The organism is Streptomyces aurantiogriseus (assembly GCF_014649375.1).
Classification (GTDB): domain Bacteria; phylum Actinomycetota; class Actinomycetes; order Streptomycetales; family Streptomycetaceae; genus Streptomyces; species Streptomyces aurantiogriseus.
In genome coordinates this window covers 265,030-280,268 of record NZ_BMSX01000013.1, presented here as the reverse complement: position 1 = coordinate 280,268, position 15,239 = coordinate 265,030, and the positions used below count along the sequence as shown (strand labels likewise).

11 protein-coding genes are annotated in these 15,239 nt (G+C 70.6%); 7 read left to right on the top strand and 4 right to left on the bottom strand.

Features of this window, described 5'->3' with window-relative positions:
- Positions 1-3 precede the first annotated feature (3 nt).
- Complete coding sequence (locus IE263_RS27010) at positions 4-1,005, bottom strand: carbohydrate ABC transporter permease (protein WP_189940383.1); 1,002 nt, start codon at positions 1,003-1,005, stop codon at positions 4-6.
- Between the two features lie 112 nt (positions 1,006-1,117).
- Positions 1,118-2,389 (bottom strand): extracellular solute-binding protein, encoded by a 1,272-nt coding sequence (locus IE263_RS27005; protein ID WP_189940382.1) that lies wholly within the window; start codon positions 2,387-2,389, stop codon positions 1,118-1,120.
- Positions 2,390-2,781: 392 nt separating this feature from the next.
- Between IE263_RS27005 and IE263_RS27000 the strand changes: the two genes are divergently transcribed.
- Together IE263_RS27000 and IE263_RS26995 are read left to right on the top strand one after the other, a co-directional pair.
- The gene (locus IE263_RS27000) at positions 2,782-3,816 is read left to right on the top strand and encodes a LacI family DNA-binding transcriptional regulator (RefSeq protein ID WP_189940381.1); all 1,035 of its coding nucleotides are present in this window, start codon (positions 2,782-2,784) and stop codon (positions 3,814-3,816) included.
- Positions 3,817-3,947: 131 nt separating this feature from the next.
- Positions 3,948-4,805: a phosphatase PAP2 family protein gene (locus IE263_RS26995; protein ID WP_189940380.1), complete on the top strand. Its 858-nt coding sequence runs from the start codon at positions 3,948-3,950 to the stop codon at positions 4,803-4,805.
- Between the two features lie 242 nt (positions 4,806-5,047).
- Here IE263_RS26995 and IE263_RS26990 read toward each other — a convergent pair whose 3' ends face one another.
- On the bottom strand, positions 5,048-5,929 hold the full coding sequence (locus tag IE263_RS26990; protein WP_189940379.1) for a LysR family transcriptional regulator: 882 nt from the start codon (positions 5,927-5,929) through the stop codon (positions 5,048-5,050).
- Between the two features lie 71 nt (positions 5,930-6,000).
- Here IE263_RS26990 and IE263_RS26985 point away from each other — a divergent pair, with 71 nt between their 5' ends.
- A complete protein-coding gene (locus tag IE263_RS26985; RefSeq protein WP_189940378.1) occupies positions 6,001-6,945 on the top strand; it encodes a DMT family transporter in 945 nt (314 codons plus the stop codon).
- On the opposite strand, the gene IE263_RS26980 is transcribed toward IE263_RS26985, so the two are convergent.
- Positions 6,942-9,947 (bottom strand): bifunctional [glutamine synthetase] adenylyltransferase/[glutamine synthetase]-adenylyl-L-tyrosine phosphorylase, encoded by a 3,006-nt coding sequence (locus IE263_RS26980; protein ID WP_189940377.1) that lies wholly within the window; start codon positions 9,945-9,947, stop codon positions 6,942-6,944. The two genes, IE263_RS26985 and IE263_RS26980, sit on opposite strands and share 4 nt — an antisense overlap.
- Positions 9,948-10,109: 162 nt before the next feature.
- Between IE263_RS26980 and IE263_RS26975 the strand changes: the two genes are divergently transcribed.
- The 4 genes from IE263_RS26975 (at position 10,110) to IE263_RS26960 (ending at position 15,192) form a co-directional block, all read left to right on the top strand.
- Entirely contained in the window at positions 10,110-10,622 is a 513-nt protein-coding gene (locus IE263_RS26975; RefSeq protein WP_189940376.1) for a pyridoxamine 5'-phosphate oxidase family protein, read from the top strand.
- A gap of 44 nt (positions 10,623-10,666) precedes the next feature.
- Positions 10,667-11,110 (top strand): VOC family protein, encoded by a 444-nt coding sequence (locus tag IE263_RS26970; RefSeq protein ID WP_189940375.1) that lies wholly within the window; start codon positions 10,667-10,669, stop codon positions 11,108-11,110.
- Between the two features lie 162 nt (positions 11,111-11,272).
- Positions 11,273-12,157 carry a DUF4231 domain-containing protein gene (locus IE263_RS26965; RefSeq protein ID WP_189940374.1) on the top strand — a complete coding sequence of 295 codons (885 nt, stop codon included), beginning with the start codon at positions 11,273-11,275 and terminating at the stop codon, positions 12,155-12,157.
- Positions 12,154-15,192 (top strand): TIR domain-containing protein, encoded by a 3,039-nt coding sequence (locus IE263_RS26960; protein WP_189940373.1) that lies wholly within the window; start codon positions 12,154-12,156, stop codon positions 15,190-15,192. Before IE263_RS26965 ends, IE263_RS26960 begins: the two co-directional genes overlap by 4 nt.
- Positions 15,193-15,239 lie beyond the last annotated feature (47 nt).

The following is a 15,239-nucleotide window of genomic DNA, read 5'->3' as shown; positions in this document are numbered from 1 at the left end:
GCCTCAGATCGCGAGCTGCTGCTCGTTGCGGTTCAGCCAGCGGCGGTAGAACGAGGTGAAGACGATCAGGATGGCCAGCAGCAGGATGCCGTAGGCGGCCGACTGAGCGAAGTCACGCGGCTGCTGTCCGAAGCCGAGGTAGTACGCCCAGGTGACAAGGATCTGGGCGTCGGGGGCGGTGTTGCCGAACAGCAGGAAGATCACGGCGAACTGGTTGAAGGTCCAGATGACGCCGAGGAGGACGACGGTGGAGCTGACGGACCGCAGGCCCGGCAGGGTGACGTACCGGAAGCGCTGCCAGGCGCCCGCGCCGTCCATCTCGGCGGCCTCGTACAGGGAGGCGTCGATGGACTGCAGGCCGCCGAGCAGGGAGACCATCATGAACGGCACACCGCACCAGGTGTTGACCATGATCGCGGCGAACCGCTGCCAGAAGGTGTCCTCCAGCCACAGCGGCGTCGGCAGGTGCAGCGCCTCGAGTCCGGAGTTGATGATGCCGCCGTCGGCGAGCATGAACCGCCAGCCGAAGACGGTGACGAAGGTGGGGACGGCCCAGGGCAGGACCAGGATCAGCCGGTAGAAGGTGCGGCCGCGCAGCTTCTGGTTGAGCAGCAGGGCGAGGCCGAGGCCGATGGTGTAGTGCAGGGCCACGCAGGCGGCCGTCCACACGATCGTCCAGAGGAAGTGGGACCAGAAGCGGTCGTAGGCGGTCTCGCCCCACAGGATGTCGGCGTAGTTGTCCAGGCCGATGAACTTGTAGGTGGCCTCGATCTCGTTGACGCCGATGGTGCGGGCCGTGTTGAGGCTGTTGGCGTCGGTGAGGGTGAGGTAGAAGCCGTACGCCAGCGGATACAGCACGAGGACGCCGAGGACGATCACCACCGGGGCGATCATCACGTAGGCGTACCAGTGCTTCTGGTATCCGTGCTTCAGGCGCTGACCCAGCCCGGGCCGCGGCGCGTCACCGCGGCGCTTGCCGGTCGCGCGGTCGATGGCGACTGTCATGGTTCGACAACCTTCTCGGAGATCAGCGGATCAGGGGGGCGGGCTGGGCACAGGCCGGTGGCCGCCGGATCACTCCCCCCATGAGCAGGGTGATCCGACGGCCACGCGGGGCTCACTTGCTGAAGTCCGGCACCAGCTTGGCGATGGCGGTCTCAGCGCTGCTCAGGCCCTTGTCGAGGGACTCCTTGCCACCCGCGATCTTGGGCAGCTCGGTGTCCAGGGGACCCCACAGCGAGCTGTACTCCGGCAGCGCCGGGCGCGGCTGGGCGGCGGACAGGACGGTCTGGTAGCCGGCGATGCCCGGGTCGGCCTTGACCTGGTCGGTGTAGGCGTCGTCGCGGGTCGGCAGGGTGGAGTTCTTCAGGGCGATGGTCGCCTGGGACTTCGCGGAGGTCATGAAGTTCACGAACTTCAGCGCGGCCTTCTGGTGCGCCTCGTCCGAGCCGGCGTAGACCGACAGGTTGTGGCCGCCGGTCGGGGCGCCCGCCTTGCCGGTGGAGCCGGCCGGGACGGTGGCGATGCCGAGGTTGGCCTTGTCCTTGAACGCCGTGCCCTTGTAGAAGTTCGTGATCTCCCAGGGGCCCTGGATGATCGCGGCGACCTTGCCGTTGACGAAGGCGTCCTGGATGTGGGCGTAGGCGTCGGCGGTGGTGTCGGCCTTGTGCAGGCCCTTGCCGTCGAACAGGCCGAGCCAGGTGCCGTACGCCTTCTTCGCCTCCGCCGAGTTGACGGTGATCTTCTTGGCGTCGGCGTCGACGGTGTCGGTGCCCTCGCCGAAGAGGAAGGACTGGGCGTAGTAGGCCTGGGTGGAGCCCCAGTAGCCGTCGACGCCGGTCTTGTCCTTGATGGTGGCGGCGGCCGTCTTCAGCTCGTCCCAGGTCTTCGGGGCGGCGGTGATGCCGGCCTTCTCGAAGAGCTCCTTGTTGTAGACGAGCGCGAGCGTGTCGGTGACGAACGGCACGCCGTAGGTCTTGCCCTCGTACTTGGCCTGCTCGATCAGGTTGGACTTGAACTTGTCCTGCTCGGCGAGGGCCTCGGTGCCGTCCAGCGGCAGGAAGAAGCCCTTCTTGGCGAAGGCGGGGGTCCAGCCGACCTCGGAGCGCAGCACGTCCGGGGCGCCCTTGGAGCCGGCGGCGGTGTCGAACTTGTTCTGCGCCTGGTCGAACTGGACGTTGACGTACTTGACCTTGATGTCCTTGTTGGCGGCCTCGAACTCCTTGACCAAGGCCTGGTACGTCGGCGCCTCGTTGGTGGCGTTGGAGGTGTCCCACCAGGTGATGGTGACCGGGCCGTCGGCCGAGTCGCCGCTGTCGCTTCCGCCGCAGGCCGTCGCCGCGAGGGCGAGGGACGCCACCAGCGCGGTGGCCGCTATGCCACGCCGCATGAGTTCTCCTTGAGGGTGAAAGCCCGTGTAGCTACAGGGAGCGGTCCCGTCCGCCGTCCCTGTCGACTTGCCGACTGCGCCGTTGCGGCCGCCGGGCGACGTGAACGTAACAGCGATGCAAGCGTTACGAAAGACCTTGCAGAAAAAAAGTGCAAGGCCTCTCCGAAGTTATCCGGGCGTGACCTGATGACAACCGCCACGAGACCGTTCTTGAGCCGGTTGAGAGGCTCCACAGCGGGGCACGTGGCTGTTGTGCAAGACTCTGCAAGCTCTTGCCATCACTTTCACGAGGGAGCGCGATGACGCAGCAGCCCCGGCCGGGCCGTTCGATCGGTCGCCCACGACGTCCGATTGGTGTGCAAGGTGACACCTGGCCGGTACAGTCCACTCCTGTGACCACACGGCTTGCCGACATTGCTGCGCAGGCGGGGGTGAGCGAAGCGACCGTCAGCCGCGTCCTCAACGGGAAGCCGGGCGTCGCCGCCACCACCCGCGAGTCCGTGCTCGCCGCTCTGGACGTCCTGGGCTACGAGCGCCCGGTCCGACTGCGCCAGCGCAGCGCGGGTCTGGTCGGTCTCATCACGCCCGAGCTGGAGAACCCGATATTCCCGGCCCTGGCCCAGGTCATCGGCCAGGCGCTGACCCGCCAGGGCTACACCCCGGTCCTCGCCACCCAGACCCCGGGCGGCTCCACGGAGGACGAGCTGACCGAGATGCTGGTCGACCGCGGGGTCGCCGGCATCATCTACGTCTCCGGACTGCACGCGGACACCACGGCCGACATGCAGCGCTACGAGCAGCTGCGGGCCCAGGGCGTTCCCTTCGTCCTCGTCGACGGCTTCTCCCCGAAGGTCCAGGCCCCCTTCATCTCCCCCGACGACCGGGCTGCGATGACCCTGGCCGTCACTCACCTCGTCTCGCTGGGCCACACCCGCATAGGCCTGGCTCTCGGCCCGAAGCGCTTCGTCCCGGTGCAGCGCAAGATCGAGGGCTTCGTCCGCGCGATGCAGGACCAGCTGCGGCTGAGCCCGGAAACCATCGAGTCGGACCTGGTCCAGCACTCCCTGTACACGCTGGAGGGCGGCCAGGCAGCCGCCACCGCCCTCATCGACCGCGACTGCACGGCGGTGGTCTGCGCCAGCGACATGATGGCCCTGGGCGCGATACGGGCGGCTCGGCAGCGCGGCCTGGCGGTCCCCCGGGACATCTCGGTGGTCGGCTTCGACGACTCGCCCCTGATCGCCTTCACCGACCCGCCGCTGACCACCATCCGCAAGCCGGTCCCGGCGATGGGCCAGGCGGCGGTCCGCACGCTCCTGGAGGAGATCGGCGGCACACCGGCCCCCCACAGCGAGTTCGTGTTCATGCCGGAACTGGTGGTCCGCGGCTCCACGGCCTCGGCCCCGGGAGACCGTAATCGTCCGTAGGGCGGAGAATCGTCGGTTTCGGGCAGTTCTCCAGGAGTACCCGAAGGGGGTCTCCCGGTAGGAGAACATGCGGCTCGGACCGGCCCCCGGGATGATCGGGTGAGAAGGCTTTTCTGGCAAACTCTGTGTCCATGGGTGAAGCGACCGTGACGTCACTGGAAGGCCGGGAAGAGGCCGTTCCACACCCCGTCACGGCCGAAGCGCGTCCGGGACCTCTGCAACGCCTGCGCACGCCCCGCCGCCCCCGCCTGTGGTTCGAGGTCCTGCTGATCGCGGTGAGTTACTGGACGTACTCGCTGGTCCGCAACGCGGTCCCGGAGCAGAAGGCCGAGGCGCTGCGCAACGCCGACTGGATCTGGAAGGCCGAACACCACCTGGGCATCGCCGTGGAGGAGTCGGTCAACCACGCCGTGAACTCGGTGACTTGGCTCATCATCGGCATGAACTACTACTACGCGACCCTGCACTTCGTCGTCACCCTGGGCGTCCTGGTGTGGCTCTACCGAAGCCACCCCGGCCGCTACGCGGCGACCCGCATGGTCCTCTTCGCCACCACCGGTGTGGCTCTGGTCGGTTACTACCTGTATCCCCTCGCTCCCCCACGGCTCATGAACGGCGGCGCCTTCGTCGACACGGTCCTGGTCCACCAGACCTGGGGTTCGATGGCCTCCGGCGACCTGAAGAACATGTCGAACCAGTACGCCGCGATGCCGTCCATGCACATCGGCTGGTCCCTCTGGTGCGGTCTGACGATCTTCGCCCTGGCGACCGTTCCCTGGGTCCGGATCCTGGGTCTCCTCTACCCGGCGGCCACGCTGGTGGTCATCGTCGCCACGGCCAACCACTTCTGGCTGGACGCGGTGGGCGGCATCCTCTGCCTCACCTTCGGGTTCACGGTGGCACGAGTCTGGTACGGAGCCCTGCCGTACGCCCTGCCGAAGCTGGTACCGGCCCGAGCACCGGCCGCCCTTCTGCCGACGAACGCCTAGGGCCTGTCCGGCGGATCAGGTCGCAGGAAACCGGCGATGACTCATCAACACAGGTGAGCGGGGCTTGGTGCGTCCAGCTGCAAGGCGGAGGAGGGCGTCGACGCGGAGCGTCGGCAACCGACGACAACGCCGCAGACGGGCGTGCCAAGCCCCGCGTCTGCGGCATGATCCGCCGGACAGGCCCTAGGGGTCGCAGGAAAGCGACGGCGCCTCATGAGCGCAGGTGAGCGGGGGCGAAGGCCTCACTCGGCGGCTCCCCGCAGCGCCTCGATGAAGAACTCCACCGCGGGCTGCGCGGGCGCGCTCTCCCGCACACCGGCCTGAATGGTGCGCACCGGCACAGGATCCCGGACTTCCCGCACGACCACGCCGGGATGCCGGCTCCCCAGGCCCAGCCGCGGAACGAGAGCCACGCCCAGCCCGGCGGCGACGAACCCCTGAGCGGTCACGTAGTCCTCGCTCTCGACGACGAACCGCGGCCGAAACCCGGCGACGGCACAGGCGTCCAGCTGGGCGTCGAGACAGGGCCCGGGCCACTCGCTCCCGACCCACGCCTCGTCGGCCAGCTCCCCCAGCCGCACACTCCGCCGCGAGGCAAGCCGATGCCCCCGAGGCAGCACGGCGAGATACGGATCGTCCAGCAACGGCACCAGCCGTACGCCCTCCCCCTCCCCCGCCCGCACCAGCAGGGCGAGATCGGCCCGCCCCTCCCGCACGTCCGCCAGTGCCTCCCCGGGCTCGGCGAGCTTCAGCTCGACCTGCACCCCCGGATGCTCCGCCCGCACCCGCGCCACAGCGGGTGCGACGAGCCCGGCCCCCGCCGTGGCGAAGTACCGCACACCCAGCCGCCCGGTACGCCCCGCTACCAGATCCGCCAGAGCGGCCTCCGCCTCGGCGACCTGCCGTCCGATGGCATCGGCGTACTGGGTGAGCAGCAACCCGGCAGCCGTGGGCCGCACGCCCCGCCCCACCCGCTCCAGCAGTTCGACCCCGGTCTCCTTCTCCAGGGCGGCAACCGACTGGCTGACAGCGGACGGTGTGTACCCCAGGCGGGCCGCGGCAGCGGTGACCGACCCGCTCCCCACCACAGCCCGCAGAACCTGCATTCGACGCACATCAAGCATGCAGCTCAGCTTAATTGTCGATGCAGAACATTTCACTTGTCCTCACAGGACAAGAACACCACCGTGGAGGCATGCCCCTCTCCTCCACCCTCCGCATGGCGGTTCTGGCCCTCCTCTGGGGCTCGGGTTTCCTCTGGATCAAGCTGGCCCTCACCCACGGCCTCACGCCCACCCAGATCACCATCACCCGGTGTGCCCTGGGCACAGCGGTCCTGCTCCTCCTGGCCCGCCGGGCGGGCCAACGCCTCCCCCGCAACCGCACCACCTGGGCCCACCTCGCCGTCGCCGCCCTCTTCTGCAACGCACTCCCCTTCGCCCTGTTCAGCGTGGGCGAGCAAACGGTCGACTCGGGCACAGCAGGCGTCCTGAACGCCACCACCCCGCTCTGGTCCCTCCTCACAGGCATCCTCCTGGGCACGGAGAGGAACCTGCGCCCGAGCCGCCTGACCGGCCTGCTCCTGGGCTTCGCCGGCACGCTGCTGATCTTCGCCCCCTGGCACGAAGCGGGGCTGCTGACCTGGGGCGCCCTGGCCCTCCTGGCCGCAGCGGCCAGCTACGCGGTGGCCTTCGCCTACATGGCCCGCTACCTCACCGCCCAGGACGCCCCACTGGCCACGTCGGCAGCCCAGCTCCTCGTGGCGACAGCGTGGACGACCCTCGCCCTCCCGACAGCCGGCCCCCTGACCCCCGACACCACCGGGCTCCTGGCCGTCACGGCGCTGGGCATCCTGGGCACGGGCGTGACCTTCTACCTCAACTACCGCCTGATCGCGGACGAGGGCCCGACAACGGCAGCAACGGTCGGCTATCTGCTCCCGGTCGTATCGGTGACCTTGGGCGCACTGCTCCTCGACGAGAAGGTCGACGCCCGCACCCTCACGGGCATGGCGGTGATCCTCGTGGGCGTGGGAATGACCCGTGGAAGGACGGTCCGCGCCCGCGGGACGGCGGGAGCGGGCCGCCACCGCACTCCACCCGACGCGCCCCACCGGGTCACGCCGCGCGCCCGTGCCTAGCCGCCGTAGAACAGGGCTTCCACAACCCCCCGGGCCCGCCGAGCAGTACGCCGATAGTCGTCCAGCATGGCCCCCACCTGCCCGGGTCCGTATCCCAGGTACCGCCCCACGGCAGCCAGCTCGCGCGCGTCCGAAGGGAAGGTGTCCCCGGCCCGCCCCCGCACGAGCATCACCGCATTACGCACCCGAGTGGCCAGCACCCAGGCCTCGTCAAGGGTCGCCGCGTCCTCCTGCGCCAGCAGCCCGGCGGCCCGCGCGGCAGCGAGCGCGGCCCGGGTACGGGTGGTCCGCAGCCCCGCCACCTCGGCCCCGTGCCGCATCTGCAGCAACTGCGCAGTCCACTCGACGTCGGACAGTCCTCCGGGCCCCAGCTTGGTGTGCAGCTTGGGATCCGACCCGCGAGGCAACCGCTCCGACTCCATCCGCGCCTTCAGCCGCCGGATCTCCCGCACGGCATCGGCACCCAGCCCCGCCTTCGGATACCGCAGGGGATCGATCAGCTCGACGAACCGCCGCCCCAGGTCCTCGTCGCCCGCGACGGGTTCGGCCCGCAACAACGCCTGTGACTCCCACACCAGCGACCACCGCCGGTAGTAGGCCTCGTAGGACTTCAGGGTGCGCACCAGCGGCCCGGACTTCCCCTCGGGCCGCAGGTCCGCGTCGATCAACAACGGCGGATCGGCACTGGGAATCTGCAACAGCCGCCGCACCTCGGCCACCACGGCGTTGGCCGCCCGAGCGGCCTCCTGTTCGTCGGCACCCTCCCACGGCTCATGCACGAACAGCACATCCGCATCGGACCCGTAGCCCAGCTCGTGCCCCCCGAACCGCCCCATGCCGATGATCGCGAACCGGGTGGGCAGAGTGTCTCCCCACCCTTCCCGCACCACGGCCCGCAAGGTGCCGGCCAGCGTCGCGGCCGTCAGGTCCGACACCGCCCCGCCGACCAGATCCACCAGCGCACCCTGGTCGGCCTCGGCGGGCTGGGCCTCCGTCCCGTACGACCCGACGATGTCCGCGGCAGCCGTACGGAACAGCTCCCTGCGCCGCACCCCCCGCGCAGCGGTGACCGCCTGGGCGGCGCCCTCCGCCCGCCCGACCGCCGCGAGGATCTCCTGTTCCAGATGGGCCCGCCCCCGCGGCTCCAGCCCACCCACGCCGCCGTCCCCGTCCCCCAGCAACGCGACCGCCTCGGGCGCCCGCATCAGCAGGTCCGGCGCGAGCCGCCCGGCGGACAGCACCCGGGCCAGGTTCTCCGCGGCGGCGCCCTCGTCCCGCAGCAACCGCAGGTACCAGGGCGTCCTCCCCAACGCGTCCGACACCTTGCGGAAGTTGAGCAGACCTGCGTCGGGATCCGCGGAATCGGCGAACCACCCCAGCAGCACGGGCAACAGGGTGCGCTGAATCGCCGCCTTACGCGTCACCCCGGAGGCCAGTGCCTCCAGATGCCGCAACGCCGCCGCGGGATCGGCGTACCCGAGCGCCACCAACCGCTCCCGAGCCGCCTCACTGCTCAACCGCGCCTCACCGGAGGGCAGTTGCGCCACCGCGTCCAGCAACGGCCGGTAGAACAGCTTCTCGTGCAACCGCCGCACCACGGCGGCATGCCGCTTCCACTCCCGGTTCAGCTCGCCCACGGGATCGGTACGCAACCCCAACGACCGCCCGAGCCGCCGCTGGTCGGCCTCCCCCTCCGGAACGAGATGGGTCCGCCGCAGCCGGTACAGCTGGATCCGGTGCTCCATGGACCGCAGGAACCGATACGCCTCATCGAGCTGCACGGCGTCGGCGCGCCCGACGTACCCGCCCGCGGCCAGCGCCTGCAACGCATCGAGCGTCGTACCGCTCCTCAGCGACGCATCGGCCCGGCCGTGCACCAACTGCAGCAACTGCACGGCGAACTCGACGTCCCGCAGTCCCCCCGGCCCGAGCTTCAGCTCCCGCTCGACCTCGGCGACGGGAATGTTCTCGACGACCCTCCGCCGCATCTTCTGCACGTCGGCGACGAAGTTCTCCCGCTCGGCGGCCTGCCACACGAGTGGTTCGACGGCGGCGACGTACTCCTCGCCCAGCGCGAGGTCCCCGGCGACGGGCCGGGCCTTGAGCAGTGCCTGGAACTCCCAGGTCTTGGCCCACCGCTGGTAGTAGGCGACATGACTGCTGAGTGTCCGTACCAGCGGCCCGTTGCGCCCCTCGGGCCGCAGGTTGGCGTCGACGGGCCAGATGGACCCCTCGACGGTGGTCTCCGAGCAGATCCGCATCATGTGCGAGGCGAGCTTGGTGGCGGCTCGCAGGGCCTTGCCCTCATCGGCCCCGTCGACGGCCTCGCCCACGAAGATGACATCGACGTCGGACACGTAGTTCAGCTCGTGCCCGCCGCACTTGCCCATCGCGATGACGGCGAGCCGGCACAACGCGGCATCGTCCGGCGCCGCGGCACACGCGAGACCGAGCGCGGCCCGCAACGTGGCGGTGGCCAGGTCGGCCAGCTCGGCGGCGGTCTCGGCCACGTCCGTGGTCCCGCAGACATCCCGAGCGGCGATGGCCAGCAGACACCGCCGATAGGCGATCCGCAAGGACACCGGATCACTCGCCTCGGCGAGCCCCCGTTCGAACTCCTCCACCCCGGGATGCAGGTCACGCGGCTCGTAGGTGACGAGCGCCTCCCAGTCCCGCGGGTGCCGGGCCAGATGATCGGCGAGCGCGGCGGACGCCCCCAGCACGCCCAGCAACCGGTCCCGCAACGGCTTGGCGGCTATGACCATGTCGAGCAGCCCCCGCCGCGCGGTGGCCCCCGGCTGCGCCTCCAGCAGCCGCACCAGCCCGTGCAGGGCGAGGTCGGGGTCCGGGGTCCGCCCCAGGGCCTCGAGCAGAACGGGATCATTGCGCACGGGCGAGAGCTCGGCACTCTCGAGCAGCCGCTCCGCGGCGGACGGGTCGATGAAACCGTGCCGCAGCAGCCGTGTGAAGGTACTGCTCCTACGCCCCGGTGCCGCCGTCATCCCCGGCCTCCTCGACTCCGATCAAGGTCGTACGACTTGAGCCTAACCGGAGAGCCTGGGGGAAGCGCCGGGGCTCAGAGCGATGAGTTCCGGTGGTACGGCGGGTCTGTCCTGGAGAGGGGGCGATACCAACCGGGGAGGGACGATGCCAGGAGGCGCCCGATGACCGACCACGAACCCCACACGCGTCTCGACACGCGCTACAGCGACGAGACGGCCACCGCGACCCCCTGGCCGCGGGCCGAGGCCCTGCTCGCCGAGGCGGAGCTGTTCTGGATCTCGACGGTACGGCCGGACGGGCGGCCGCACGTCACCCCGCTGCTCGCGGTCTGGTCCTCGGGGGCTCTGCACTTCTGCACCGGCCCCGGGGAACGCAAGGCGCGGAACCTCGAACGGAACGCGCACGTCACGCTGACCACCGGCACCAACACCTGGGACAAGGGCTACGACCTGGTGGTCGAGGGCGAGGCGGTACGGGTGACCGACGACCGCCGGCTGCGCGAGCTGGCCGCGGCCTGGGAGGCCAAGTACGGCGCCGTCTGGCACTTCGAGGTGCGGAACGGTCACTTCCACCACGGCTCCGGAAATGCCCTCGTCTTCGCGGTGGCGCCGCGCACGGTTTTCGGCTTCGGTAAGGGGGAGCCGTTCGGCCAGACACGGTGGCGGTTCGGCTGACACCGCCGGCACGACTTCGTCAGAGGCGACTGGGAGGACCAGCGATGCAGTACACGCTCGAAGTGATTCCGCTGCCGGTCAGCGACATCGACCGGGCCCGGGACTTCTACCGCGACAAGGTCGGGTTCCACGTGGACATCGACCAGGAGGTCATGCCGGGCATGCGGATCGTCCAGCTGACACCACCCGGCTCGGGCTGCTCGATCGCCCTGGGCGACAGCATCTGGGAGATGGCGAAGGGCCCGCGCCCGGCCCCCGGCTCCTACCAGGGCCTCCAGCTGTGCGTGGCCGACATCAAGACCGCCCGCGCGGAACTCCTGGAGCGCGGCCTGGACGTCTCCGAGCCGATCCAGTACGCCCCCGACGACGGCGCCACCTTCATGTACTTCACCGACCCGGACGGCAACGGCTGGTCCATCCAGGAGTACCGCCGCCGCACCACGGAGCCGCTGCACCAGGTGCTGGCGGAAGTGGCCCGGCAGCAGTAGCGCACCCGGGCTCCGTCCGCCGGGGGGCGCGCCGCTGCACCTTCTCCTGCCACTTGTGCTGATTGCCCGCGGGGAGCACCGGGCACCATCACCGGGATGAACTGACCCATGGGACAAAGGAGTTCGGGCATCCTGGGGTCAGGTCCCGGGGAGGGGGAGCGCATGGCGGTGACGGTCGGCTTCGAGGACTTCCCGGCGCTGTACCGTTCGGCCGACGGAAACTCGATCAAGGGGCAGCGCCGCCATCTCCTCGTCACGCGGTTCCGGCTCGGCGCTTTGGTGACCGCCGCGGCCTTCGGTGTGGTGGCCTTACGGGCCGGGGGCACCGACGTGGCCGCCGTCGTCGCGTCGGTGGCCTTCGGGGCGGCTCTCGTCAGCGATGTGTACATGCTGAGGGAGCGTCCTGACCGGCAGTGGTACGCGGGGCGCGCGGTCGCCGAGTCGACGAAGACCCTGACCTGGCGGTACATGGTGGGCGGCAGTCCGCTCGGGATCACGGACCTCGACGAGGAGCAGGCCGCGGACCTGCTGCTCGCGCGGTTCACCGAGATCGAGTCCGATGTCGAACCCATCCTGCTGATCCCCGATCACGGCAGTCCGGAGCAGGTGACCGAGGGCATGCGCCGCGTCCGTGCGCTGCCGTTGGAGCAGCGCCGTGAGCTGTATCTGCGGTCGCGGATCAGGAACCAGCAGGAGTGGTACGGGACGAAGGCCCGCTGGAACGAGCGCAGGGCCACGCAGTGGTCGGTCCTCCTCGCCGTACTGGAACTCCTCGGTCTGACCGCCGGAGTGCTGAAGGCCGGCGGTCTGATCGACATCGATCTCCCCGGTCTCGTGGCCGCGCTGGCCGCGGCCGGAGTGGCGTGGGTGCAGACCAAGCAGCACCAGAACCTCGCGACCGCCTATGCGATGGCCCACCACGAGCTGGCCACCATCGGTGCGCGGATACGGCATGCGCGGACCGAGGAGGAGTGGGCGGGCTTCGTCGCGGGATCGGAGGACGCCATCTCGCGTGAGCACACGCTGTGGAGGGCGTCGCACTCATGACGCCGTCCCCCACGCCCGAGCCGTCCCCGGCGGGCAAGCCCTCCCCCGCGGTCCGGGGCTCCTACGACGCCTTCGTGTCCTACAGCCATGCGGCGGACAGCGCGCTCGCCCCCGCTCTGCAGCATGGACTGCACCGGCTGGCCAAGCCCTGGAACCGGCCGCGCGCCCTGCGGGTCTTCCGCGACCAGGCCAGTCTGGCGGCCAATCCGGACCTGTGGACCACCATCGAGGGGGCCCTGGAGAGCTCTCGCTACTTCATTCTGCTGGCCTCGCCGGAGTCGGCCCGGTCTCCCTGGGTGCGGCGGGAGATCTCCTTCTGGAAGGCGCACCGCGGCCCCGGCACGCTGCTGATCGTCCTCACCGGCGGTGAGATCGTCTGGGACCACGACCAGGGCGACTTCCAGTGGGAGCAGACCACCGCCCTGCCCGACGATCTGCGGGGCTGGTTCCAGGGGGAGCCGCTCTGGGTGGACCTGCGCTGGGCCGCCGCCGAGCCGGACCTCTCCCTGAGCCACGGCAGGTTCCGGGAGGCCGTCGGCATGCTGGCGGCCGCCGTTCACGGTGTCTCCAAGGACGAACTGGACAGCGAGGAGGTACGTCAGCACGCCCGCACCGTACGGCTGCGTCGCGCCGGCGTCGCCGCCCTGGCGGTGCTGCTGGTGATCGCGCTGATCATGGCGAACCTCGCCAACGAGCGGCGCCGGGAGGCCGAGAAGCAGCGGCAGCTGGCCGAGGAGCAACGCCGCCTGGCCACCGTGCGGGCGCTGCAGGCGGAGGCCGAGAACCTGCGGGACAGCGACCCTCTTCTCTCCCTGCGTCTCAGCATGGCCGCCGGGCGCGTCAAGCCGACGGCGGAGGCGCGGGAGGGGCTGATCACCACGCTGCACCGCACACGCCTGGCCGGCCGGTCCGTGACAGGTGCCGGGAAACACGACCTGGCGTCCTACGGCGCCGACGGCACCCTGTTGGCCACCGCGTCCGACACCGATGTCACGCTGTGGGACACGCACGACGCCGTCCACCCGAGGCGGCTCGCCCCGCTCACCGGTCACGAGGAGACCGTGCGGAGCATGACGTTCCGCGCCGACGGGCGCTTGCTGGCGACCGTCGGCAACGTCGGTGTGAACCCGTCCGACGGCGGCAAGCCGGGCACCAGCAGCCTGATGCTGTGGGACCTCACCGACCGCGCCCGTCCACGCCGGGTGCTGCGCCAGGCCGTGCAGGACGCCGAATCGGCGGCCTTCAGCCCCGACGGCACCACCATGGCCGTGGTCACGGGCGGGGCCGACGGCACGCTGCAGCTGTGGGACGTGACCAAACCGTCCGCGCCACGGCGGCTGACCGCAGCGCTTCCCGCCCACGACTCGGAAACGGCCATGTTCAGCCCCGACGGGCGCACCCTCGTCACCGGCTCCGGCGTCCTCACCGCCAAGGACGGCTCCCTCGAACCGGAGAGCGTCACCCACACCACCGGGTGGACGGTGTGGGACATCCGGGACGTGCGGCGCCCCCGGGCGGTGGCACGGCGCCCCTCCTTCGGCATCGCCGTGTTCAGCCGGGCGGCCCCCGTCCTCGCCGTCGGGGACTACAGGACGCTCACGCTGTGGGACCTCCGCAGTCCGAGGACGCCCCGGCAGCTGGCCCGGTTGGACCACAAGGACCAGGTGGAGTCGGCCGTGTTCAGTCCGGACGGCCGTTCCCTGGTCGTCTCCGTGCTGGACAGGACGGTCTTTCTCCGCGATGTCAGTGATCCCGCACGCCCCGGCCGGCCGGTCATGCTGGGCCAGCACACCAGGCCGGTCTACGCCGCCGGCTTCAGCCGCGACGGCCGGACCATCAGTCTGGCGGACCAGGAGGGTGTCCTCACCCGCTGGCTGACGGGCAGCCGCGCCCCGGTGCGTGCCGCCACCCTGACCATGGACGCCTTCCGGCTCACGGCGTCGGCGTTCAGCCCCGACGGCCGCAAACTGGCGGTCGCGGGCACCGGTGGCAAGGTGTGGCTCTGGGACACCTCCGATCCTGCCCGCCCGCGCAGGAAGACACCGCTGACCGGCCAGCTCCAGACCGCTGAGACGGTCTCCTTCAACGGCGACGGCTCCGTGCTGGCCGTCGGCAGTCAGGCCGGCGACGGGACCCCCGACGGCAGGATCACGTTGTGGGACACCTCCGATCTGGGCGCGCCGCGTCAACTGGCCGCGATCTCCGCGCAGTCCGGGGTGACGGCGGTCGCGCTCAGCCCGCGCCGGCCGATGCTCGCGGCAGTCGGCGCCGAACTCTTCGGCGAGCCCTGGGCCGGCCTGTGGGACGTCCGCGACCCGCGCCACCCGGTGCCCACCAAGCTGCTGAACCCCTACACGCCCCGTGCGCGGACCTCCGCCTCCCCGGACCCCGGCCTGCCGTCCTTCCCCTTCATGGGCACCACCCCGGCGGTCTTCGGGCCGGACGGCACGACCCTGGCCCTCCCCGGCGCCCTGTGGGACGTCACGAAGCCGTCCGCCCCGGCCCTGCTGCCTCCGCGGCGCAGTTCGGATCCGGGGTCGCGTCTGCGGTCGATGGGCTTCGAGAGCTACGATTCCGCGGCCTTCAGCGGCGACGGACGTCACCTGGTGACCACCGATGAGCTCGCCCTGGCCGTGTGGTCGGTGGACGGCAAGGAGCGCCGCTTCCTCTCCTCGACGGAGGTTCCCGACAGAGTCTCGCAGCTCGATCTCCACCCGGCGGGTCACCTGATCGCGACCGGAGGCCGCACGGGCCGGGCGGGGCTGTGGTCCGTGACGGGCTCGACGCCCCCGACGTTCGCGACGACGCTCACGGATGTCATGGCCGACGTGGTGGATGTCCGGTTCAGCGGTGACCGCAGGACGCTGGCCGTCACCGTGGACACCGGCACGGTGGAACTGTGGGACCTGGGTGACCTGCCGGCCATCGCCGCCGACCCGACCGGCGTGGCCTGCGGCATCACCGGAACCGGCCTGTCCCGCGAGGAGTGGCAGCAGTACGCGCCGGGTCTGCCGTATGCGGCCACCTGCCCGTAGCGGGGAGCTGCGCCTACATCACCGGTTGCATACCTGCACGTTGCCGC